The following is a 23,462-nucleotide window of genomic DNA, read 5'->3' on the forward strand; positions in this document are numbered from 1 at the left end:
GGTTAACCATGAAATTATTACAGCAGCCTCAGCCCCTGAAAAACAGGCTGGAACCGATGATCAGGGCGGCGATGCCGGCAAGCACAAACCAGCCGACCGGGTTCGCGAAGTTGAGCGTCCAGCCGATACCGGATCGTTTTTCCACAAAAATGGAAGGGTCCTGCGGGTTGAAATAAAACGCTCCGAGCTTCCAATAGCGGTCATCGTTCAGCGGCGCCGCCGCCGAAGCTTCGGCCGATCTTCCCAGCCGGCTTCCGCCTTGGCCCGTTGCAAAGGACAGCACCATCGCAAACAACACGATAAAAACCGGAACAATCAGGCTGACGAGCGTAACGATGTTTGTGTCAAGCGGATAAATCATATTAACCTGTATAAACGAAAACATGAATACGAGCGCCAATGACGACAAAATTGTAAACAGCGACCATCTGCGCCGAAAGGCCGCATTTTGCCGGACCGATTGCTCGGGATTGCCGGCGTGGATTTGCTGCTTGCTTTTTTGAATGCTCCAGTTAACCAACCAGAACAACAAGGTCATGATCGCCTGCATGACGCTAGGAAACAGGACGACGCGGTACGATTTTGCCGCGCTGCTGACGACATTGCCCGCGAAATCGAACTTCATGGCGACCGGGTCGGGAATGGCCTCGTAGTTCATGAGCATGATCGCGGCGCTTCCGGCGATGATCAGGACATGAATCAGAAACCATCTGCCGGAAAAGGTCAGCTTCTGCCGGTGAAAGCCGGTGTCCACCGCCAACAGAACTTTTTGCGGCTGGACGGAAGGAAGCGTCGGACGGATTTTTTTCATCCGGAAATAAAAGCTTATATTCAGCAGAATCGAAACGACGATCGTAACCGTGACAAATATGGCGAATACCCCGCCTTGCCCGTTCCCTTCCACGCTTAGCATCCCGGCGGTACAAAACAGAAGCAAGGCCGTATAGATCGCGCAGCTGAGGACGGCATATTGCTTGCGCATCCGGCGCAGCGGTTCGCTGCGATATTGCTCTTCGCTGACGGACACCCCGAAACTGACCGTTTCCCTCGTCAAGTAGGGCATAAAAGCAAGTGAAGCCAAAAGCGGCACAAACATCAAAATCAGCATTAAAGCGGACATCCATTGCATCTTTATTCGCTCCTTTCGGACTGGGTAATTTCGTGGTGAATGCGTTCCACCATCTGCAGAAGCTCTTCCTTGCTCATGCCCCGGCAAATGGCTTCCGCCACAATCGGCCGCATTTCCCGCTCCTGCTTCTCCAGGAACTCCGCGGTAACCGGCGGCATGCCGGCCGGATCAACGACGACGCCTTTTTGGCGGTGGACTTGAATGTAACCTTCCTGCTTGAGCAGGGTATAGGCCTTGTTGACCGTATGCAGGTTGATGCCGATATCGGAGGCCAGACTGCGTACCGAGGGAAGCGGTTCGCCGGGCTGCAGCTTGCCGCTGGCGATCCCTTCGATAATTTGGTTCACCAGCTGCGTGTAAATGGGAACCTCCGACTGCAAATCCAGCTTTATGATCAAGGGTAGGCACCTCCTTTGTTACAACTGTTATAGTTATAATATAACACATGGAACTTAAAATTGAAAGAGCCAGTCTTTTTATTCCCATTATGGCCGGTAAAAGGTATGATGATCATAATTAGCATGAAGTGGAGGCGGTAGTTATGGCAACTTGCAGACAGCGGACAAATTTATCGGGGAGGATAACGCCTGCTTGTCCATTAACCGTGTGGTTCCTTCCGTAAATGAGGGGTATCGCGAGATGACGCACAAACGTCCTTCCTGCCTGCCAGGGAAAAGGTTTCGGGCGGGAATTTCTTTCGCAAACCGTGCGGCTGCTTCTTGCTGAAAAGCCGTCCCGGATCCGCCTGAGCGTGGTCACGCAAAATCAAAACGCGTTAAGCCTGTATCAAAAAGTCGGAATCGCAATTACGACGGAGTTCCATTACTACGTGAGCAGCTTAAACGATATATAGGCTAAAAACAAAAGCGCGAGTTGCAAAGGGGCGTTCATCCCTTCGCACTCGCGCTATTTCATTCAAACTTTTATCTCGGAGATATCCGCAAAATTACACGCCTGCCGCAATCATCTGCCGCAGCACGGTTTGCAGAATGCCGCCGTTATGGTAGTAATCGACGTCGACCATGCTGTCGAGGCGGGCGATCGCCGGGAACTGGAACGTGCTGCCGTCCTGGCGGGTTGCCGTTACGATCAACTCCTGGCCTGGCTTCACGTCATTGCTGAGGCCGGCGATATCGAACGTTTCCGTACCGTCGATGCCCAGCGTTTTCCAGCTCGTGCCTTCCTTGAACTGGAGCGGGAGGACGCCCATACCGACCAGGTTGCTGCGGTGAATCCGCTCGAAGCTTTCGGCGATGACGGTTTTGACGCCCAGCAGATACGTACCTTTGGCCGCCCAGTCGCGGGAGCTGCCGGTGCCGTACTCTTTGCCGGCGATGACAACGAGGTTCTGGCCGTTCGCCTGGTATTTCATCGAGGCGTCGTAGATCGACATCACTTCATCCTCCGGCAAATATTTCGTTACGCCGCCTTCCGTACCCGGTGCCACCTGGTTGCGGATGCGGATGTTGGCGAACGTACCGCGCATCATCACCTCGTGGTTGCCGCGGCGGGAGCCGTAGGAGTTGAAATCCTTGCGCTCGACGCCGCGTTCGCTCAAATAGCTGCCCGCCGGGCTGCTTGGCGAAATGTTGCCGGCCGGGGAAATATGGTCGGTCGTCACGGAGTCGCCGAGCAGGGCAAGCACACGCGCGCCGCGGATGTCGGCGATATCGGACAGCCCGTCGCCGATCTTCTCGAAGAACGGCGGGTTCTGGATGTACGTCGATTTTTCATCCCATTCGTACAGTTCGCCTTGCGGCACCGGAATCGCGTTCCAGCGCTCGTTTTGCGTAAATACATGCTCGTATTTGCGGCGGAACATATCCGGGCTCAGGGATGCGGCGATCGCTTCCTTGATTTCCGCCGAAGACGGCCAGATATCCTTCAGATATACCGGCTGGTTGTTTCCGTCGTAGCCGATCGGGTCGTTTTGCAAGTCGATATTAACCGTGCCGGCCAAAGCGTAAGCGACGACCAGCGGCGGGGAAGCCAGGTAGTTGGCTTTAACCTGCGCGTGCACGCGGCCTTCGAAGTTCCGGTTGCCGGACAGTACCGCGGCGACGGTCATGTCGTTATCGGCAATCGCCGCGCTGACTTCCTCCGGCAGCGGCCCGGAGTTCCCGATGCAGGTCGCGCAGCCGTAACCGGCGACGTGGAAGCCCAGCGCTTCGAGCGGCTCGATCAGGCCGGCTTTTTGCAGGTACTCGGTTACGACGAGGGAGCCCGGCGTCAAGCTGCTCTTCACGTAGCCCGGCTTTTTCAGGCCGCGTTCGACTGCTTTTTTCGCCAGCAGGCCGGCGCCGACCATGACGCTTGGGTTGGACGTGTTCGTGCAGCTCGTAATCGCCGCGATCACAACCGCGCCGGTTTTCAGCTCGCTGGTGGAACCGTCCGGATGCTTCACCGCCACCGATTGCGCGATTTTTTCATCGCTGAGGCCGTATCCGCCTTTTTCGATCGGCGTGCGGATGATGCTGTCAAAGCTCTCCTTCATCGCCGTCAATTCGATGCGGTCCTGCGGACGTTTCGGTCCGGCCAAGCTCGGTACGACCGTGCCGAGGTCAAGCTCGATCAGATCAGAGAACACCGGATCTTCCGTATCGTCCGTCCGGTACATGCCTTGCGCTTTGTAATACGCTTCAACGAGCGCGATTTGCTCCTCGGAGCGTCCGGTGCTGCGCATGTAGGACAGCGTCTCCTGGTCGACCGGGAAGTAGCCGATCGTCGCGCCGTATTCCGGAGCCATGTTCGCCACGGTAGCACGGTCGGCCAGACTGATGTTCGACAGGCCCGGGCCATAGAACTCGACGAATTTGCCGACGACGCCTTTTTTGCGCAGCATTTGCGTGACGGTCAGCGCGAGGTCGGTCGCCGTTGCACCTTCGGCCAGGCTGCCGGTCAGTTTAAAGCCGATGACTTCCGGCGCCACAAAATACAGCGGCTGGCCGAGCATGCCGGCTTCCGCTTCGATCCCGCCGACGCCCCAGCCGACGACGCCAAGGCCGTTGATCATCGTCGTATGGGAGTCCGTGCCGACGAGGGAATCCGGGAAAACGAACGTTTCGCCGTTCACCGTTTTGGTTGCCGCTACGGATGCCAGATACTCCAGGTTGACCTGGTGCACGATCCCCGTGGCCGGCGGCACGGCGCGGAAGTTATCGAACGCCGTCTGCGCCCAGCGCAGGAAACGGTAGCGCTCCTCGTTGCGTTCGAATTCAACCTTCATGTTGTATTCGAGCGCTTCCGGCGAACCGAAGGCGTCGACCATGACGGAGTGGTCGATAACGAGATCAACCGGCACAAGCGGGTTGATCCGTTTCGGATCGCCGCCGGCTTTCTTCACGGTGTCGCGCATGGCGGCCAGGTCGACGACGACCGGAACGCCGGTAAAGTCCTGCAAAACGATGCGAGCGGGGATAAAAGGAATCTCTTTGGTCTCATCGCGGCCCTCGCTCCAACCGGCGATTTGCTTCACATGCTCCTGGGTAATGGCTCTGCCGTCGAACTGGCGGACAGCCGCTTCAAGCAACACTTTAATGGAAAACGGCAGTTTGGAAATTTTGCCGAGTCCCTGTTCTTCCAAGGACTGCAGGTTGAAGTAACGGTAGCTTTTGCCGCCGACTTCAAGCGTGCGGGCTGCGGAGTTGAAATCGTTAGCTGACATAAATGTACCTCCTTGTTTCATTAGGTGAAACTAAATTTCAAAAATAACCGCTTCATTAAGTATACCGTCCCTGACCCGGAGAGTAAAGAACTTTTTGCGGCCGGCCCCGCCGGATTTTGCCGAGATGACGCGGTTGAATGGGCTTTCACGGCTGTCTTGAGGGAACATACTCCCGTACGGGCGTTCATATACTTGGAACTAATGGAAAAGGAGGCGTGAACAGTGGCGGAGGAATGGAGAAAAACGTTGTCCATTTATGTGAACGAACAAAACCAGGATGAAGTGGATTACCGGACGCCAAGCAGAGAGACGGTCGTGACCGATCTGGATTACCTGCTGCGGGTCGGGGAGCGCAAACGGAAGCTGGACATGTGGTATCGCAGCCGGGGAGCGGCGCCGCTGCGCTGTGAAACGCGGGCCAAGCTGGTGCGGGAAATCGAAAAACGGGAAGGCGAGATCGAAGTCGATCTGCAGCTGCTGAAAAAGATATATTACGAAAAAGGCGGGGCCCGGCATCAGGAGGAGCGGATCGAGAAGCAGCGGCTGACGCTGCAGCGCGACGGGGCCGGCTGGATCGTCTCGCGCGTGGAGCTGCCCGTGCCGGAGCGCCGTCCGTCGATGCCTTTGCCAGCGCCGGACGAAGCTGGGGACGGCCGCAGGCAGGCGGCGCCGCGGCCTTTTTTAAACCGCGAGCTGCTTGGGGGGACCCCGCCAAGGGGGATTGCTTACCGGCGCGAAGAAGCGGCGTTGTACGCCGACCGGTGGTGGGACGGGTTCAACCCGGAATTCGCCGCCTTTGAAGTCGACTGCACCAATTATATCTCGCAATGCCTCTTTGCAGGCGGAGCCCCAATAAACTATACTGGAAAAAGAGAATCGGGCTGGTGGTACAAAGGCTACGTCGGTGGACGGGAAGGCTGGAGCTACAGCTGGTCCGTGGCGCATGCGCTGGAAGGTCATCTCGCCCGCAGCGACACTGGGCTGCGCGCGGAAATCCGCGAACGTCCGGAGCAACTGGAGCTGGGGGATGTGATCATCTACGACTGGGACGGCAACGGCAGGTTCCAGCACAGCACGATCGTCACCGCCTTTGACGCCGGCGGGATGCCGCTGGTCAACGCCCATACGACGCCGAGCAAACACCGCTATTGGGACTACCGGGATTCCTACGCCTGGACCGAAAATACGGTGTATCGTTTTTTTCATATCGCGGACCGGTTTTGAAAGTTCGGGTTCAAAAAGTCGGCTTTTCAGCACCCAACCTTTGACTGGCAGCTATGTATAACAAAAGAAAAGAGGTTTACCCATGGGACAGAACAAATTGACCGTAGGGCTTATCTACGGGGGCAAATCGGGAGAGCACGAAGTTTCGCTGCAGACGGCCTTCGCCGTTTCGCAGGCGTTTAATTATGATAAATACGAGTTGCTTCCTTTTTATATTAACAAGCAGGGAAAATGGAGCGTCGGGAGCAAGCTGTCGGCTCCGTTTTCGGCGCTGGAGGAGCTGAAGCTGGAAAGCGGCGCGGGCGATACGCCGGCGGCGATGAGCCTGCTGTTCGGAAAGCTCTCGACCGGCGAATCGGCCATCGACGTGGCGTTTCCGCTGCTGCATGGGACGAACGGCGAGGACGGGACGATTCAGGGATTGTTTGAAATGGCCGACCTGCCCTATGTGGGGGCCGGTGTGCTCGCTTCGGCCGCGGGGATGGATAAGGTGATCATGAAGAAGCTGTTCGCCGAAGCTGGCCTTGAGCAGTGCAAGTATTGCTTCTTCACCGCCTCGGAGTGGGAGCGCGCCGGCCATACGCTGGTTCAAGGAATCGAAGATAAGCTCGGTTATCCTTGCTTCGTAAAGCCCGCCAATCTGGGCTCCAGCGTGGGTATTTCCAAAGCGCGAACGCGGGACGAGTTGCTGAATTCGATCGCGCTCGCGCTTCGTTATGACGTGAAGGTGATCGTCGAGGAGTTCGTCGACGCCCGCGAGGTAGAGGTTGGGGTGCTCGGCAATGACGAGCCTTTGCCTTCCGTGCCGGGGGAAATCGTCTCATCCGGAGAATATTACGATTACCAGGCCAAATATTTGGACGGTAAATCGCAGATGCTTATTCCGGCGCCGCTGGATCCCGATCTGGCCGATCGGATTCGGGACCTCGCCGTCAAGGCCTTCAAAGCGATTTCGGGGAGCGGGCTTTGCCGGGCCGATTTTTTTGTGCGGAAAGCGGATCAGGCGGTATGGATCAACGAAGTCAACACGATGCCAGGTTTTACCCCGTTCAGCATGTATCCGCTGCTTTGGCGGGAGACGGGGCTGTCCTACGAGGCGCTGCTTGACCGTCTGATCGGGCTGGCGCTTGAGCGCTACGAAGCCCGCCAAAACCTGGAGTTTGAGAGCGGCGTGCTTTAACCCTAACCAAACCAATTAGGAAAGGAAGTGGGCCAATGGGTTTTCAAACGGAATTCAACTCCGTCTGCAAATTCAAGAAGGAACAGGAGCTGTATGAGCTGTTGGAATACGGCCGCGGCAAAATGCTGAAGCAGGGGCTGCGGGTGTTTCCTACCGGGCAAAAGGTGATCGCCTATACGCCCGGCAACAAGGCGGTGGCTATCGTCAAAATCACAGCCTGCGTCGCCGAAATCAACTTCAATGGAGAGGAAGTTACATCGGTGGAGCTGGAGCTGGTACGCCAGCTGACGGAAGAGGAGTCCAAGGTACAGACGGCTCTGGCTTACGAGATGTTTTTTGGAGAAGCGTCCGCTTCATGATCGTGCGCTTTGGCTACGTGGCCATGTCGACCGTCATCCAGGGCGCTTCGCCGTCGAAAACGATGACGTTCAAAACGTTCCAAAGCCTGGCCGACCGGGACGCCGCCATCCGGCGCCTCGAGCGGATCGCCGCGGAAAATCTGCACAATACGCTGCGGCTTCTGCGGCATAACGTAGCGAGCGGCATCCGGGTCTACCGCTTCTCCTCGAAGCTGATTCCGTTGGCAACGCATGAATCGCTGTCGGACTGGAATCCTTACGAAGCGCTGCGGGAACCGTTTGCCGCCGTGGGGAACTACGTGAAGGAACAGGGGCTTCGGGTGTCTTTTCATCCCGATCATTTTACGGTGTTTAGCACGCCGCGGCCCGAAGTGCTTGAATCCTCCATCCGCGATCTGGAATACCATGTCGCTATGTTTGAAGCGATGGGGCTGAACGCGCGGGCCAAAAACAACATCCACGTGGGCGGAGCTTACGGGGATAAGCCGGCGGCGGCCGAACGCTTCCAGGCCAACGTCGCGGCGCTGCCGGACCGCATCAAACGGCGGCTGACGTTGGAAAACGACGACAAGACGTTTAATGCCCCCGAGACGCTGGAGCTGTGCGAAGCGCTTGGGGTCCCGATGGTGCTTGATATCCATCACCAATGGGTGAACAACGCCGGCGAGACCCCGGCCGAGCTGTGGCCGAGGGTAATGGCGACGTGGTCTGCGCCGTACGCCCAGGCGGATTCTCCGGCGGACGACCCGCTGCCGCCGAAGATTCACGCGTCCAGCCCGAAAAGTGCCGGCGACCCCCGCGGGCATGCCGACCATGTAGCCGCCGGGCCGCTGCTTGATTTTCTGCGCAGCATCGCGCCGCATACGGGGCGGGTGGACGTCATGCTGGAAGCAAAGCTGAAGGACGGCGCCTTGTTCGCGCTGATGGAGGAGCTTAAAGAATACAGCGGAGAAGGCGTGGAGGTGCTGGACGGGGCTACCGTGCGGATTCGGCCTTAAGATGGGACAAGCTCCGGCGCATCCCTTGAAAAAAGCCGGCAAATAAGGTAAGTTGTACAAAATGAAGTGTCTTTATTGAGGAGGATCATGATGGGTGATTTATTGGCAGGTAAAAATATTATCGTGATGGGGGTTGCCAACGAGCGCAGCATCGCTTGGGCGATCGCCCAAAGCCTTGCGGAGCAGGGCGCGCGCCTGGCGTTTACATACGAGAGCGAACGCGTGGAAGGCCGCGTGCGCAAGCTGGCCGAGACGATTCCGAATTCGCTGGTTCTGCCGTGCAACGTGACGGTGGACGCGGAGATCGACACGCTGGCGGAAACGCTGCGCAGCGAGTTCGGTGTGCTGCACGGCCTCGTGCACAGCATCGCGTTTGCCAAAGCCGAAGATTTGGCCGGTGAATTTATGGACACCTCCCGCGAAGGTTTTGCCTTGGCGAACGACATCAGCGTGTATTCGCTGGTAGCGGTGTCGCAGCGGTTGTCCAAGCTCATGACCGAAGGCGGCAGCATCATGACGATGACGTACATGGGTTCGGAGCGCGTGATGCGCAACTACAACGTGATGGGCGTGGCCAAAGCCGGGCTGGAAGCTTCGGTGCGTTATCTGGCGAACGATCTCGGCCCGAAAAACATCCGCGTCAACGCGATTTCCGCCGGTCCGATCCGCACTTTGGCGGCGAAGGGCATCAGCGACTTCAACTCCATCCTGAAGCAGGTGGAGGAAAAGGCTCCGCTGCGCAAAACGACCGAAACTGCGGAAGTGGGCGATACGGCGATGTTCCTGCTCAGCCATCTCTCCCGGGGCATTACCGGGGAAGTTATTTTCGTGGATGGCGGTTACAATATCGTCGGCGCTTAATCCGCCGCATTTCATGAAGAAGAAGTTCGTTTCCGGCGGGGCCTTGAAGAGGTCCGCTCCGGATGCGAACTTTTTGCATATGGGCGGTCCGGGCATGCCCTGATTACCTGACGCGAAACGGTATGAAAAGGGAAAAGGACGCAACTTTGCGCTTTGCGGGACGTATAGATTTACTGGTAAAGCATTACAAGTTTACGATGAAGGTAGAGTGAAACCATTGGAATCAAATCCGAAAGTACCATATGTGGTGGGCAGTAAAAGCCCGACGGCCGTGGCGATCAACTGCGCATCCAAGGCAGGAGAATGGATTAAGAGCAAGCTTGGCGGTTACGGCGAGCTTGGCACGAAGCTTTCTTCGCGCGATTTGGTGACGGATGTGGACAAGGGCGCCGAAGCGATGATCCGCAAACTGATTTTGACGCACTTCCCGGATCACAGCATTCTCGGCGAAGAAGGAGTCGCTCCCGGGGCGGCGGCTTCGGCGGCCGCGCTCGCCGCGGCAAGCGAAGCGGAATATTTGTGGATCGTCGATCCGATCGACGGCACGACCAATTTTGTGCACGGGTTTCCGTTTTTTTGCGTATCGATCGCGCTTGCGTATCGCGGGGAAGTTACCGTCGGCGTCATTTACGACCCGATGCGCGACGAATTGTTTTTGGCGGAAAAAGGCAAGGGCGCTTATATGCATGGTCAAAAATGCAAGGTCTCGGCGGAGTCGGCGCTTTCGGACAGCGTGGTGGCGGTTGGCTTCAACCCCGACCGGGAGTTCGCGCTGCCGACAAATATGCGCGGCTTGAACGCCTTGTCCGGCGAGGTTCGCAGCCTGCGCGCCGCCGGCTCGGCCGCCCTGCATCTGGCCTATGTCGCGGCCGGACGGCTGAGCGGATATTATGAAGTAGGGCTGAATGCCTGGGATGTCGCCGCGGGGGCGCTGATCGTTGCGGAATCGGGAGGAATAGTCACCGATACCGTAGGCAACCCTTATGACATCGGCGTACGTCACCTGGCAGCCAGCAACGGCAAAATCCACAACGAACTGCTGGGGGTTTTGAAGAGCGCGGACGCCACGGGGATGTAAAGCTTACCGGCTCATTCGGCCGATTTGCCAGGGTGGCGAGCAGTAGTGCCGGGAGCAGTAGTGCTGAGATAGTAGCGCTGGGAGCAGTGGTACCGGTGAACAACACCACTAGTGAACAACAGCACTGGTGATCAGTGGCCGTAGCGGCAACCGATAAAGCCAATTTAACCGGAAGGGGTGTCCAGGGATGAGCGATCATAAAGAGTTGGAACGTGAGCTCAGCGAGATGCTGACGGAAGGGGAATACGGCAGTGAAGAGGAGCGCCGAAAGGAAGAGCGGAGACGCTTGTCTCCGAGATACGAGATCCGGGTCCAGACGACGCTGGATCCGATTGTAGAGGAAACGTTGGCCTACCGGAAAATGGGCAAGGAGCTCGATGGGAGGTACGACGAATATTTGAAAAAAGCCAAGCGTGCCGACGGAAAGAAGGAATAACCCGGCCGGCTCTGCCCGGCTGATGGAAGGGCGGCTGCATGCGTTAAGAGCCTGCTGTGCATGGCATTGTGCAAGGCGTCGGGGAGAAGATGAGTGCGCGAGAGCAAAAATACGAGCGATGGTCGGGCTCTCTAAACTGCCGGAAAGCGGTAAACGGTCGGCAAGCGGTAAACGGTCGGCAAGCGGGAAGCTGTCGGCACAAAAGGCAACTTTAGCCTGGGGCGGCAAATGTCCCGGGCTTTTTTGTAATGATCAATCCCGGATAAAGTAAGTTTAAGTTGCGCAAGAAGGATTACACAAGTTGAAGGTTCGGCGGAGATTCTAAGGGACCTGAGAGGCGTTATTTGTTCAAAAACAGGGAAGAAATAATTGTAACGGACCGAGCAGACCTTATTTGGCTCATATCAGCCCAATCGACCACATTTGTAGCCCGATAGCGTCCGCTCGGTCCGTTACGTGGAAAATACCCGGGAAATGAGCGAATAACGTCATTACGGTCCGTTACGTTTTCGGGCGAGACTAATTTTTTCAAAACGGCGGGACAAGGGGTGGAGTGGGATTGGTGCAAATTCGAATTGGGAATGGACTTGGGAGAGTACTTTGGAAACGATTATTGCCGACGGGAGCTATGGCGCTTATTTTATTGTTGACCAGCGGCGGCGCCGCGATGGCCGAGGCGGAACAGGGGCGTATGCAGGCTCGGCCGCTAGAGGGGGAAGTGGCACAGGTGCAAGAGCAGACGCATACACAAATACAGGAGCCGATGCATCCACAAGTGCAGGAGCAGACGCAGGTGCAAATGCAGTCACATGTTCAGGACGGTGATTACTTGATCGTCGCGCTCGGCGATTCCATTACCGCCGGGTACGAACCGGGGGTGAACGCAAGCAGCGTCCCGTACGGTTTCGTTGAACGGCTCAGGGAGCAAGGTCTGTTCCATGGCCGGACCCGAGCGGTCAATTACGGCATTCTTGGTTTGACCAGCGAAGGCCTCAAAAACTATGTAGCGGCGATCCGGGCAGGCGAGCCGGTCGCGGCCGACGCGATCCAGCCCAAGCTGGCGGATCCGCGGATGGCGGCGTTGGCAGCGGGGACGGCTGCGGCCAAACGCCAGCTGGAGCAGGCGGATCTGATCACGATTACGATCGGCGGGAACGATCTGCTTAGGCTGCTGCCGGACGTGCAGCACGTCACGTTGGACGAGCTTCGCGCCGGGGCGGACGGGGTGCTGAACGCCTATGGGGAAAATGTCCGCGAGGTGCTTGGCATCCTAACGGAGCTTAATCCGTCGGCGCAAATCGTGCTCGCCGATCAGTACCAGCCGATTCCGCCCTTGGCCGGCGCTGACGCCTACGCCGAGCTTACGGCCATGGCGGGGAAATTTACCGCGATCGTTGACGGAATCGCCGCCGAGTTTGCGGCCGGCACGAAGCCTGTTCAAACCGCGCATGTGGCTGCGGCGTTCGCGGGCCGCGAGTTGTCATTGACGCATATTTTCACGGAATCCGACATCCATCCGAATCAGGCGGGATACGAGGAAATCGCCAAGGTGTTCGCGCAGGCCGTTTGGGGAAGCTACCGGGAAACGGGGGCGAAAACCGGCGTGGCGCCATTTTCCGTCGTCGTTAAAGGGAAGGAACTGAAAACGCCGTATCCGCCGGTGCTTAAAAATGGCCGGACGTTTGTGGCGATCAAGGACATTACCGAGGCGATTGGAGCGCAGAGCAAATGGGATTCCCGGACGCAAACCGCCAGCGTCGTCTACGGAAGCCGGACGGCTGTCATCCCGATCGGTTCCGGGCAAATTACGGTAAACGGGACTCCGGCGACGACGGCGTCGCCTGCTTTTTTGCAAACCACCGGCGGGGAGCACAAGACCTATGTGCCACTCACCGTACTGGCGCAAGATTTGGGGCTGGACGTACAGTATAGCGCCAAAATGAAAACGGTATTCGTGAACGAATAATAACATGTGTCAGCAAGACGGAACGCCGGGGCAAAGGAGCTTCGGCGTTTTTCAGGTTTGGATGAACTGCAAAAGTACATTTGAATTTCCGCAGATTTCTGCTTTAGAGCGATTGAAATGCAAAAGTGCATCTCATTTGGGGCTATTGGATAAAAAAGTGTCTTACGACCGGAAATGAACTGCACATTTGCATTTGAACCATCCGATTCGAGGAATTTCGACGAATATCGCATGCACTTTTGCATTTGGTGGAATTTCGCCCCACCACAGGTCGCACCACCGCAGGTCGCCACCGCCGCAAGTCACACTACTGCTAGTCACACCACCACCAGCCCCACCACCACCGCCAGTCGCCCCCCAGTCGCACCAAAGTAAAATCACACCATCATAGTCACAATATCTCATTCCACGCCACAGCCAGCCCCACCACCGCATCTCAGTAATCCGGCCTTAAATTCCCGGCCCAACTCCGTATAATCGCACATAAGCTCATTAGACTTGGGCATTTGGCCGCGGCGGTTGTTTCGCTAAGCTGGAGGAGGATGGCCGCGCAGCCATGCGGCACGGGTGGCCGGCGGCAAAGCGGCCGAAGACAAGCGACATATACAGAAGGAGAGGGCGGAGCATGCCGAAAATCGCGGACAGATATTTGCAGGTCGATCCTTGGAAGGTTGTGGAGGAGGGATTTGACCCGGGGCGGAACCGGGTGTCCGAGTCTATTTTTTCGCTGGGCAATGAATATATGGGGGTGAGAGGTTACCCGGAGGAAGGGTATGGTGGGGATTCGCTGCTGGGCAGCTATTTCAACGGACTGTTCGAGGAAAGCCCGGTGACGGCCCATTACAAAGGCATCATCAAATCGCTGCGCCTTATGGTGAACGCGGTGGATTGGCTGTATACGCGGATTACGCTGGACGGGGAGACGCTGGATTTGGCGGTCAGCCGGTTTAGCGGTTTCCGCAGGGAGCTGGATTTTAAGACCGGCATCTATACCCGGGAGCTGGTGTGGCATCTATCCGGCGGAAAAGACGTGAAACTCACCTTCGAGCGCCTGGTCAGCATGAAGGTGCCTAATCTCGGCTGCCAGCGGATTACGTTTGAGCCGCTTAATTTTTCGGGTACGGTGAACGTGCGGACGGGGCTGGATTTTTCCGTCATCCACGAGGATCAGCAGCGGCGCTATTGGCAGGCGCTCAAGCAAGGGGAAGAGAACGGCGGGATCGCGGGCATCCTCGGGCAAACGGAGAACACGGGCAACCGGCTGTTTTCCGCCTTCCGCATCGACGCGCAGGACGCGCTGGAGAACAAGCTTGTGGAGGGCGACCGGTTTATCGGCCGGGACCTGGTGCTGAAGCTGGATCAAGGGGAGCGGGCGGTGCTGGACAAACAGGCCGTCAATTACGCGGAAAAAGACCGCTCCCTGGAAAGCGAAACGGTTTGGCAACGGGGAATGGAACTGGCGGCGCAGCACACGCAGGGGGCGGGCTACGACGCGGCGGCCGCGGGGCAGCGGGCCTACTGGTCGCAGGTTTGGGCGGATTCGGATATCGCCATCGCAGGGGACCCGGAGAACCAGCAGGGCATCCGCTTTTGTATTTTTCAGCTGTACCAGACCTACCACGGGGATAATCCCGGCTTCAACATCGGCGCGAAGGGGCTGACCGGCGAGGCGTACCGGGGGCTGGCTTTTTGGGATACGGAGTCGTATTGTCTGCCGTTCTACATTTTCAACAACCCGAAGGCGGCCAAAAGCTTGCTCGAATTCCGCTACGAATCGCTCCCCGAGGCGCTGAAGCGGGCGCGGGAGCTGGATTGTGAAGGGGCGTTTTATCCGATCGCCACGATCGACGGCACGGAAAGCTGCGACCTGTGGCAGCATTCCAACCTGCAGCTGCATGTCGGCACGGCGGTGGCGTACGGGCTGAGGCATTATGTGAGCATCACCGGGGATAAGGCGTTTTTGTTTGAAAAAGGGGCGGAAATGCTGATTCAGATCAGCCGTTTCTACGCAACCCGGGGGCAGTGGGGACAGCAGTCGGGGTTATACGGTTATTTCGGCGTGATGGGTCCGGACGAGTTCCAATTGATGGTTAACAACAACTGCTACATCAATTTTATGGCCAAAAAGCTGTTCGAATACACGCTGATGTGCTCGCCGATATGCAAAGCGAAGCCCCTGCGGCTTATGACGACCTGGCGGGACGGCTTGGCTTAACGGAGGCGGAGCAGGCCGACTGGCGGAACAAAGCGGAGCATATGAAAATTCCCCGGGATGCGCGAACGGGGGTGTACGAGGAGCATGACGGCTTTTTCGATCTGCCGCATCTCGATATCCATGCGATTCCGGTCAGCGAATTTCCGCTGTATTCGCATTGGTCGTACGACCGCCTGTACCGGTACGACATGATCAAGCAGCCGGATGTGCTGATGTTCATGTTTTTGCATAGCGGGGAGTTTACGCCTGAGGAGAAGCGGACGAACTACGATTACTACGAACCGCGCTGCATCCACGAGTCGTCGCTTTCGCCGTCGATTCACTCGATTTTGGCCGCGGAAATTGGGCGGGAAGCGGAAGCGTACAGGTTTTTCGAATTCGCCACCCGGCTCGATTTGGACAACTACAACCGCAATACGCGAGAAGGCCTGCATACGACGTCGATCGCCGCGGCTTGGATGAACATCGTGTACGGGTTCGGCGGGATGCGTTCGGACGGGGACACGCTTGTGTTTCAGCCCAGTTTGCCGCAGCGCTGGGACAGCTACCGCTTCCCGGTCTCCTATCGCGGCACGAAGCTGCTCGTGGAAGTAGACCGGGAGCAGGTGTCGATCCGGGCGGCGTCCGGCGGGGAAGCGGAAATTATGGTGTACGGGGAGACTTGCCGCGTGGGTGAAGCGGGCATCCGGGTGCCGCTGCGAAAGGCGGTAGCTCAATGAGCTGGATCGTACGGGAAAGCGGGTTTGACCCGGAGGTGTTCCTCGCCGCCAGCGCGGCGCTGGGGCTGCCTCCGGCCGAGTGCGTCGTGTTCGAGGACGCGGCGGCGGGCGTGCAGGCGGGCAAAGCCGCCGGTTGCGGCGTTGTCGGCATCGGCAGCCCGGCGATCCTCGCCGCCGCCGATCTGGTCGTCAGCGGATTGCATGAACTGGTGCGAAAATAGCGAAAAAAGCAATCAAAACCTAAAACGGCGTTTGACATCAGGAAAGCGCGGCTTCTTCAAGTGAGGCCGTCATTCTAACGGTTATGAGCGACGTTATTTCGATAAAATATAGGTGAAATTAAATTTAACGGTTGCAGCAGAGCTTATTTTGCCTTATTTCTACGGATTCGCCCCTTTTTCACCTAAATAAGCTCGACCACAACCGTTAGCGAAAGACAGGTGCTCCGGGATGCCTGGATGTTAAATAATTCCAAACGATATGGGCCAACTGACTTTGTAGTCAAACGCCGATTTCTAGGCTGAGCCCCAAAAAAGGTCCCCCGATTTTTACTTTTCAAATCGGGGGACCTTTTTTGATTACTATTTTTCTCTTTTTTCACTGCTGTATGACTTTGTTTTCGTTTCACCGATATGAAGCTCATTTAAAAATTTCAAATTCTTTAATTCGTCAGTGGCCGTGAATTCATCAATATCATCGGCATCGTAAAGAGAAGAGGCTGTTTCTCCTTTCGAATACGGTTCGTCCGGATCTTCCGTGATCCACAATGTATCCCTTGAAGTTTTACCTTTCAACTCTAGAAATAGAGTTATTACATCATAAGAATCCAACCCTATCGCTTTGAGAAGTTCGTCTTTATCTTGTCTGTCTTTAGGAAAGATTCTATCTTCCATCCAGCGCAATATTGCCTCTTCCGTTGGCTTAGCAGTAGAATCAACAGCCGCCACTCCATTTGTAAATGTATAGAGAAATAACCCGGGAGGATAAACTTTCAGAACTGGTAAATGGCGTAAGGCGGATCTAATAGGAATATATTCGAGTTTTGTTTCCGTAATTACGAGACGGCCGATAACGATATCACCTTGCTTAACGAAATATCTCACAAATATACCCCCATCTCTTATAAATAAACTCGTTGACCAAATCATACCACACTGAATTCATAACCGGCTTGTATCTTTCCACAATGCTTAACAATTCATCAGAGCTTACTCCAAAGTTTACGCCGGATATTTTCCGGCTATTCGCTATAGACCGTAAAATAGACAAGTTGGATTCCTTAAAGGGTTGTGGTGCGAAGGAAATAAAAATATCATGACCTTCCTCTCTTAGTACCTCCTCCGGCACTTCGGAAGCCAAAGACAGACCATGATCATAAAGTGGCGCCAGATCATCTATAACAACGTTGCCAGACCTGGACGAAACAAAGAAACCAACATTCCTATTATGTCTATCTGAATTTGCGACCAGTGTATCCAGCAACACCATCCGATCTAATTTATGCTTAACATGTTCCGGTAACTGCTCCCTTACAAATTCATAGTTTTGTTTATCCGGGAAAAATGAAGACATATGATAGAAGTCTCTATCTCTCAAAAAATCCCGAGTCACACTCGTTAAGATCTTATTACTATAATGAACAGCAGACTCAAACTTTAAGTTTGTAAGCTCCCTCGGCGTCACTTGATCATCTACTATAAGTCTTCTGTCAATTAACCAAAGAGAAACCTGCGAGCATTCAATTCCTAATCTTTTGGCCATAAGATAAACTATTCGTTCAACAATAGGTTGATTAACACTATATCTGCCACCACCTATTAGCTCACCAGCCTTTATGTGGAGTTTACCATCCGAACTGTGGTTAACTACAAACTTAGGAAATACGCCGAGAGTGGAAGCTGTAATTTCCTTTAGATCCTCACGGCGGCTTTGTGGAATGTTCATGTGGTTTATGTGCAACTCATCCAAATTGAAGTTGCCTATTTGTTTTTCGGTGTACTTGGTTATAGCTTTGTTAGAAACCATCTAGCACCACTCTCCAACTTCTAAAAACTTATCTGGATGAATCTTCATTATTAAAACCATTATAATACTCTCTATTAGTTTATTAAATATTACGAAATGTTTTAGGCCGGGAATGAGCAGGTGCGAAACTTTCTTCAGGGCGTCGGATTCCACATCTCTGAGAGCCTAAATTTGTAGCTGGCAAAACGCGGAAAATGCTCTAAACTATGAGCAGTGGCAGTAGACAGGGTATAGACAGGCCATAGCTGGGCAGAGGAATGGCGGGTTTATTAACAAGTAAGACGCATTGACCCGATACGCACCCGCAATTCTTAGGAAACGCCACGATATCCGTAGTAATGCGCATACCTTGCGGGTTTTCAAGCTTGCTATAGTTAAAGAGGTCGTTCAAAAAGCCGGCTTTTTGAACTCGTACTTAAAGCAACCGGAGGTGCATGACAAGTGAAATCGGGATTCAAGAATCCGTTGACGCAGATCGGTTTGAAGCAGCAGTTGATCCTGGTTTTTCTGGTGCTGGTCGTCCCTCTGTTTATTTTGAATTCGTACGGAAACTATCGGGCGGATCAAATTTTGAAACGGAATGTCACCAATGCCTACATCGAGCTGAACAATCAAAATTTCCGGCTGATCAGCCGGGATATCGAATCGATCAACAAGGTGGCATCGACGGTGTTTCAGCATCCGCTGGTCCAGCAGTTAAACCCGGCCGAGGATAACACGACGACGGAGCGGGTGAAAAACTACGAGAAGCTGGAAAATCTGCTGAACAGTTATTCCGATGAGACCGGCCAGCATGAGCCGCTTTATTATTCGCTGTTCGTGTACGACCCGTCGAACTCGTATTCTTTTGCGCCGTATTATCCGGAGTCCAAGAAAGCCGGGGTTTATTTTTTTCTTGAACGGGAGAAGCCGGAATGGTTTGATGAAGCCGTCGCCAGGAAAGGGAACGGCTATTTGCGCTTAATCGAGCATTTGTCGCCCCCGGCCCAAGGGCAAAAAAATCAGCGGACCCTCGCCTACGTCCGGGCGATCAACAACATCGACAAGGGCGGAACGATCGGCGTGCTGGTCGTCTCGAACGTGGAGGGGCGGATCGGAGAATCGCTGCAAACCGTATCGATTCCGGAGGGCGAGCTCTATTTCACCGATTGGAACGATCGGATTTTGACGGCGGCGCTGCCGGGGGCAGCCGGGGGACTCGCCTTGCCGCCCGAGGCGGGCGGGGTGCTTGATTTACCGCCGGAAGCGGCGGTGGAGAACGCAATGATCGGGGCCAAGGATGTCATCACCCATGATTTTATTTATGTCATCCATTATCATGGTGTACTTCAGCAGAAGCTGGTCTACAAAGTTCCGCTGAAAGCCCTGCTTCAGCAGCAAAACGAAATCAAGCGGATTATTCTGCTGATCTCGGTGGCCTATTTTGCGGTGGGGCTGATCATGATTCTGTACTTTTGGCGAGGGCTGATGACCCCGCTGCAGAAGCTCGTTTATTTTGTGCGCCGATATGAACCGGGCAAATCCGTGCCGGAAACGCCAAAATGGCGGAGAAACGACGAAATCAGCGTGCTCGTCTCCAGCATCTACGGGATGGCGCGCCGTTTGAACGGGCTGGTGCATTACAAATACCAGATGGATATCAAGCAGAAAGAGGCGCAGCTGCAAATTTTGTATCAGCAGATCAACCCGCATTTGCTGTACAACACGCTGGAAAGCATTTATTGGAAAAGCACGATGGAGGGAGGCACGTCCTCCGCGGAAATGATCAAAGAACTGTCCAAGCTGATGAAAATCAGCTTAAGCCGCGGCCGGGAACTGATTACGCTGGAGGAGGAGCTGCAGCACGCTTCCGCCTACATCAAGCTGCAGGAGCACCGGTACGAGTACGGCTTTCGGGTGACCTGGGACATTCCCGCGGCGCTGCAAACGTGCGCCATACCGAAAATCACGCTCCAGCCGTTGATTGAGAACGCTATCATTCATGGTGTGAAAAATATGGGGGAAGACGGCGAGATCGCCATCCGGGCGCTCCAAAACGGAAGCCGGATACATATCACCATCGCGGACAATGGCTACAAAGCGGTGGATTTCGCGGCCATCGACAGGCTGCTGAACGGCGAGAATCCCAGCCCGTCCGTCGGCTACGGCATCCGCAACATCCATCAGCGGATCCGGCTGCATTTCGGGGCCGATTACGGCCTGAGTTATGCGATCCGTCCGGAGGGGGGCACCGTTGTGACGATCACGCTGCCCATTACGGAAATTTCCGGGGAATGACGAAAAGGGGGAATTTAGGCATGTACAACATCTTGGTCGTAGATGATGAGCCGCTCATTTGCAAAGGATTGGCCGGACTTTTGACGTCCTCGGGTCTCGCGATCGGCCAAATTATCACCGCCCAGGGCGGCCATGAGGCGTTAGATTACGTCAGGATGGAGGATATCGACCTGATCGTAACGGACATCCGGATGGGCGAGATGGACGGGATCGAGCTGATGCATCAGGCGAAAATTCTCAAGCCGTGGGTGCAGACGATCATCATTTCGGCCCACGAGACGTTTCAGTACGCCCAGATGGCCATCCGGCTCGGGGCCAAGGATTATCTGGTCAAGCCGCTGAACAGTGAGCAGTTTCTCGATTCCGTGCGCAATGCGTTATTGAAAATGGATAAGCCGGCGCCGCAGATGGAGGAATGGCTGTCCCGGGCGCAGGAGCATTTCCGGATGGAGGAGCTGGGACCCGGAAAAACCGAGCAGCTGAACCGCCTGCTGACGGAAGCGAATGAACCTGCCGCGGCGGACCCGGACGAGGAAACGGAAAACCTGCGGAAGCTGGGGCTTAGCGGGCCTTATTTTTCCGTGATCAAAATGAAGCTGGCGCTTCCCGGAGAAAAAAATCAGAACAACCGGGACGTCCGGCTGTTTCAATATGCCGCGCTGAACATCGTCAAAGAGCTGCTGCACGGGGAGTGGAATGCCCTGTCTTTTTACACTAGGGATCTGGAGATTGCCATCATCGCACAGTGGAGTGAAGCGGAATATGCCGAGCCCAGCGTCAACAAAATCAACCAGCTCGAAATGATCGGCCGCAGCCTGCATCATCACGTCCATAAATATCTCGGCATTTTGTGCACCGTCGGGATCAGCCAAATTATGCAAGGCGCCGATTTTCTTGGCCTGTTAAGCCGTCAGGCGGACAAGGCGATGCTGTGGAGCGGAGAGCACGGCGATTACCATGTGTTTTATTATGGAGATTTCAACTGGCACAATTATGCCCTGGACCCTTCCCGGGAGGAGCTCAACACGCAAAACAACCAGATCGTCGAAAGCGCCAAGGAGTATATCGAGCAAAACTACAGCCAAAAAGGGCTGACGATTCACGAGGTGGCCAAGAAAAACCACGTCAGTCCCAACTATTTAAGCTACCTGTTCAAGAAAAACACCGGGTACAACCTGTGGGAGTACGTCATCAAGCTGCGGATGGAAGAAAGCAAAACGCTGATTCTGAACACCGATTTGCGCCGGTACGAGATCGCCGAGCGGGTCGGATACGAGTCCCCCGAGCATTTTAGCAAAATTTTCAAAAAATATTTCGGCGTCAGCCCCAGCGAGCTGAAGAAGTAAGATCGGTTATAGTTCACATAGTTTTAGACATGTTCGCGGATCCCCCCCTTTTCTACAATTAGGATTAGACATTACGAAGAAAAGAGGGAGACCGATGGGGGAAACGCCTTATTCGCCGGAAAGCGGACAGCGCCGGAACACGAAGCGTGCGCCGGCGCCGGGGGCGCAAACCGCTCTGCGGCGGGGTTCGAATTGGAAAAAATACATGATGGGGTATTTGTTCCTCGTGCCGGCGATCGCTATTTTTATCGTGTTTTTGTGGGTGCCGATCGTCAAAGGGATGGTGTACAGCTTTTACCATATCGATTTTGTCAACGGAAATACGTTTGTAGGATTGGAAAACTATGTTAAGGTGCTGAACAATCCCGACGTGCTTCTTTCGATCAGAAATACGCTCTACTACATGCTGCTCTGTTTGGTGATCGGGTTTTGGGTGCCGATCGCGGCTTCCATCGCCATTTCGGAGCTGAAATTTTTCCAGGGATTCGCGCGGATTGCGGCCTATCTGCCTTATGTCGTTCCGGGCGTCGTTTTGTACGGGCTGTGGCGCTGGATGTATGATCCGGTGGGTCCGATCAATGCGCTGCTCGGTGTTTTTGGCGCCGATCCGATCGCATTCGTCTCCGACCCGAAGTGGTCGATGGTTTCGCTGGTGTTCATGGAAACGTGGCAGCAGTTCGGCTCGGCCATGCTGATCTATTTGGCCGGGGTGCTGAGCATTCCGCGGGACTGGTACGAAGCGGCGGAAATCGACGGCGCCGGCGTCTGGAACCGGATCAGATATATTACGCTGCCTTCGCTGCGGAATTTGATCGTGTTGATGCTGATCCTGCAGCTGATCGGAACCTCCCAGGCTTACCAGTCCCAACTGGCCATGCTGGACGGCGGGCCCAACAAAGCGACGCTTACCTATGCTCTCTTGACGGTGAAATACGCGTTCACCCAATTGGATTACGGGGCAGGAACGGCGCTCGGCGTGTTGATGTTCCTGGTGTTGGCCGTGCTGGGGATCGCGCAATTCAAGCTGAACAGGGAGGAGTACTAGTATGAAAGAAAGAGGGATTTTGTCGCCGTCCGATCTGCGGAACCCGTTGAACAAAGTCGTCTACGGATTAATGGTGTTATGTATTGCCGTGATGGTCGTCACGATGCTGTATCCGATCGCCATGACGCTGTTTAACGGGCTCAAAAGCAACCCGGAGGTCAATTCGTTTCCGCCACGGTTTTTCCCGCAGGAGTGGCATTGGGAAAATTACGCCAGAGGCTGGACGTTTATCGATTTGCCGACTTACTTAAAAAACACGCTGCTGATTTTCGCCGGGAATCTGCTCATGACCGTTTTGGTGCTGGGGCTGGCCGCGTTCAGCATTTCGCGGATCGGCGTGCCTTTTGGCCGGGGGATTTATTTCTTCATTTTGATGACGCTGTTCATCCCGGCTTCGAGCTACATGATTCCGAACTTCGTCAACCTGAAGGAGCTTGGATTGCTGAACTCCTACTGGGCTTTCTGGCTTCCCGCGGGAGCGAGCGCCTACTATTTTTTGCTGATCAAAAACTTCTTCGACGGCATCCACCCGGAAATTTTCGAGGCGGCCCGCATCGATGGGGCTTCGGAATGGACCGCTTTCATCCGGATCGCCGTGCCGCTGTCGGTGCCGATTTTCGCCACGTTGGCGATTTTTATTTTCTCCACCGCTTGGAACGACTGGTTCTGGCCGTCGCTCGTCATGCAGACCGAAGATAAATACACGCTGGCGACAGCCATTTACAAATACGTAGTAGGCGCGCGCAGCCTGGACACCAACGTGAAATTTACGATCCTGTTCATGGCGATGATTCCGCCGATCTTCATCTTCCTGTTCTTCCAAAAATTCATCATGCGCAGCGTCAGCCTGTCCGCGGTGAAAGGATAACGTTTTCAAGATCGTAAGCCTGAACACGAAAGGAATACGATTGCACATCGATTGCTCAAGAGTTCTCTTTTA

20 protein-coding genes and 1 pseudogene are annotated in these 23,462 nt (G+C 55.1%); 16 read left to right on the forward strand and 5 right to left on the reverse strand.

Annotated features, from left to right (window positions below; translation table 11 throughout):
• Positions 1-28 precede the first annotated feature (28 nt).
• Entirely contained in the window at positions 29-1,129 is a 1,101-nt protein-coding gene (locus tag EHV15_RS13400; protein WP_128631650.1) for a DUF1648 domain-containing protein, read from the reverse strand.
• 2 nt (positions 1,130-1,131) lie between these two features.
• Positions 1,132-1,527, reverse strand: a complete 396-nt coding sequence (locus EHV15_RS13405) for a GntR family transcriptional regulator (RefSeq protein WP_128631651.1) — start codon at positions 1,525-1,527, stop codon at positions 1,132-1,134.
• Between the two features lie 266 nt (positions 1,528-1,793).
• Between EHV15_RS13405 and EHV15_RS38325 the strand changes: the two are divergent.
• Positions 1,794-1,982, forward strand: a pseudogene (locus tag EHV15_RS38325) (GNAT family N-acetyltransferase); the annotation flags it as partial.
• Positions 1,983-2,075: 93 nt separating this feature from the next.
• On the opposite strand, the gene acnA reads toward EHV15_RS38325, so the two are convergent.
• Positions 2,076-4,793 (reverse strand): aconitate hydratase AcnA, encoded by a 2,718-nt coding sequence (gene acnA / locus EHV15_RS13415; RefSeq protein ID WP_128631652.1) that lies wholly within the window; start codon positions 4,791-4,793, stop codon positions 2,076-2,078.
• A 222-nt stretch (positions 4,794-5,015) separates the two neighbouring features.
• On the opposite strand from acnA, the gene EHV15_RS13420 reads away from it, so the two are divergent.
• From EHV15_RS13420 to EHV15_RS13465, 11 genes are all read left to right on the forward strand, one after another.
• Complete coding sequence (locus tag EHV15_RS13420) at positions 5,016-6,017, forward strand: amidase domain-containing protein (RefSeq protein ID WP_128631653.1); 1,002 nt, start codon at positions 5,016-5,018, stop codon at positions 6,015-6,017.
• Between the two features lie 82 nt (positions 6,018-6,099).
• On the forward strand, positions 6,100-7,197 hold the full coding sequence (locus EHV15_RS13425) for a D-alanine--D-alanine ligase (protein WP_128631654.1): 1,098 nt from the start codon (positions 6,100-6,102) through the stop codon (positions 7,195-7,197).
• A gap of 35 nt (positions 7,198-7,232) precedes the next feature.
• Positions 7,233-7,556, forward strand: a complete 324-nt coding sequence (locus EHV15_RS13430) for a hypothetical protein (protein ID WP_128631655.1) — start codon at positions 7,233-7,235, stop codon at positions 7,554-7,556.
• The gene (gene uvsE / locus EHV15_RS13435) at positions 7,553-8,554 is read left to right on the forward strand and encodes a UV DNA damage repair endonuclease UvsE (protein WP_128631656.1); all 1,002 of its coding nucleotides are present in this window, start codon (positions 7,553-7,555) and stop codon (positions 8,552-8,554) included. Before EHV15_RS13430 ends, uvsE begins: the two co-directional genes overlap by 4 nt.
• Positions 8,555-8,644: 90 nt before the next feature.
• On the forward strand, positions 8,645-9,415 hold the full coding sequence (fabI, locus tag EHV15_RS13440; protein ID WP_128635324.1) for an enoyl-ACP reductase FabI: 771 nt from the start codon (positions 8,645-8,647) through the stop codon (positions 9,413-9,415).
• A gap of 208 nt (positions 9,416-9,623) precedes the next feature.
• Positions 9,624-10,493 carry an inositol monophosphatase family protein gene (locus tag EHV15_RS13445; RefSeq protein WP_128631657.1) on the forward strand — a complete coding sequence of 290 codons (870 nt, stop codon included), beginning with the start codon at positions 9,624-9,626 and terminating at the stop codon, positions 10,491-10,493.
• A gap of 187 nt (positions 10,494-10,680) precedes the next feature.
• Positions 10,681-10,929, forward strand: a complete 249-nt coding sequence (locus tag EHV15_RS13450) for a hypothetical protein (RefSeq protein ID WP_036626156.1) — start codon at positions 10,681-10,683, stop codon at positions 10,927-10,929.
• Between the two features lie 628 nt (positions 10,930-11,557).
• The gene (locus EHV15_RS13455; protein WP_246061537.1) at positions 11,558-12,895 is read left to right on the forward strand and encodes an SGNH/GDSL hydrolase family protein; all 1,338 of its coding nucleotides are present in this window, start codon (positions 11,558-11,560) and stop codon (positions 12,893-12,895) included.
• A gap of 625 nt (positions 12,896-13,520) precedes the next feature.
• Positions 13,521-15,110 carry a glycoside hydrolase family 65 protein gene (locus EHV15_RS13460; protein WP_281281629.1) on the forward strand — a complete coding sequence of 530 codons (1,590 nt, stop codon included), beginning with the start codon at positions 13,521-13,523 and terminating at the stop codon, positions 15,108-15,110.
• Entirely contained in the window at positions 15,056-15,829 is a 774-nt protein-coding gene (locus tag EHV15_RS37895) for a glycosyl hydrolase family 65 domain-containing protein (protein ID WP_281281630.1), read from the forward strand. Before EHV15_RS13460 ends, EHV15_RS37895 begins: the two co-directional genes overlap by 55 nt.
• Complete coding sequence (locus tag EHV15_RS13465; RefSeq protein ID WP_246061539.1) at positions 15,826-16,050, forward strand: HAD family hydrolase; 225 nt, start codon at positions 15,826-15,828, stop codon at positions 16,048-16,050. Before EHV15_RS37895 ends, EHV15_RS13465 begins: the two co-directional genes overlap by 4 nt.
• A 360-nt stretch (positions 16,051-16,410) precedes the next feature.
• Here EHV15_RS13465 and EHV15_RS13470 read toward each other — a convergent pair whose 3' ends face one another.
• The gene (locus EHV15_RS13470) at positions 16,411-16,932 is read right to left on the reverse strand and encodes a hypothetical protein (protein WP_128631658.1); all 522 of its coding nucleotides are present in this window, start codon (positions 16,930-16,932) and stop codon (positions 16,411-16,413) included.
• Complete coding sequence (locus EHV15_RS13475; RefSeq protein WP_128631659.1) at positions 16,916-17,854, reverse strand: HipA domain-containing protein; 939 nt, start codon at positions 17,852-17,854, stop codon at positions 16,916-16,918. Before EHV15_RS13475 ends, EHV15_RS13470 begins: the two co-directional genes overlap by 17 nt.
• A 441-nt stretch (positions 17,855-18,295) precedes the next feature.
• On the opposite strand from EHV15_RS13475, the gene EHV15_RS13480 reads away from it, so the two are divergent.
• From EHV15_RS13480 to EHV15_RS13495, 4 genes are all read left to right on the forward strand, one after another.
• The gene (locus tag EHV15_RS13480; protein ID WP_128631660.1) at positions 18,296-20,131 is read left to right on the forward strand and encodes a sensor histidine kinase; all 1,836 of its coding nucleotides are present in this window, start codon (positions 18,296-18,298) and stop codon (positions 20,129-20,131) included.
• A gap of 20 nt (positions 20,132-20,151) precedes the next feature.
• Positions 20,152-21,477 (forward strand): response regulator transcription factor, encoded by a 1,326-nt coding sequence (locus EHV15_RS13485; protein ID WP_128631661.1) that lies wholly within the window; start codon positions 20,152-20,154, stop codon positions 21,475-21,477.
• A 205-nt stretch (positions 21,478-21,682) separates the two neighbouring features.
• A complete protein-coding gene (locus EHV15_RS13490; RefSeq protein ID WP_246061931.1) occupies positions 21,683-22,522 on the forward strand; it encodes a carbohydrate ABC transporter permease in 840 nt (279 codons plus the stop codon).
• 1 nt (position 22,523) lies between these two features.
• Complete coding sequence (locus EHV15_RS13495) at positions 22,524-23,390, forward strand: carbohydrate ABC transporter permease (RefSeq protein ID WP_128631663.1); 867 nt, start codon at positions 22,524-22,526, stop codon at positions 23,388-23,390.
• Positions 23,391-23,462: the final 72 nt, after the last annotated feature.

It is taken from the genome of Paenibacillus oralis (assembly GCF_003863965.1).
Classification (GTDB): domain Bacteria; phylum Bacillota; class Bacilli; order Paenibacillales; family Paenibacillaceae; genus Fontibacillus; species Fontibacillus oralis.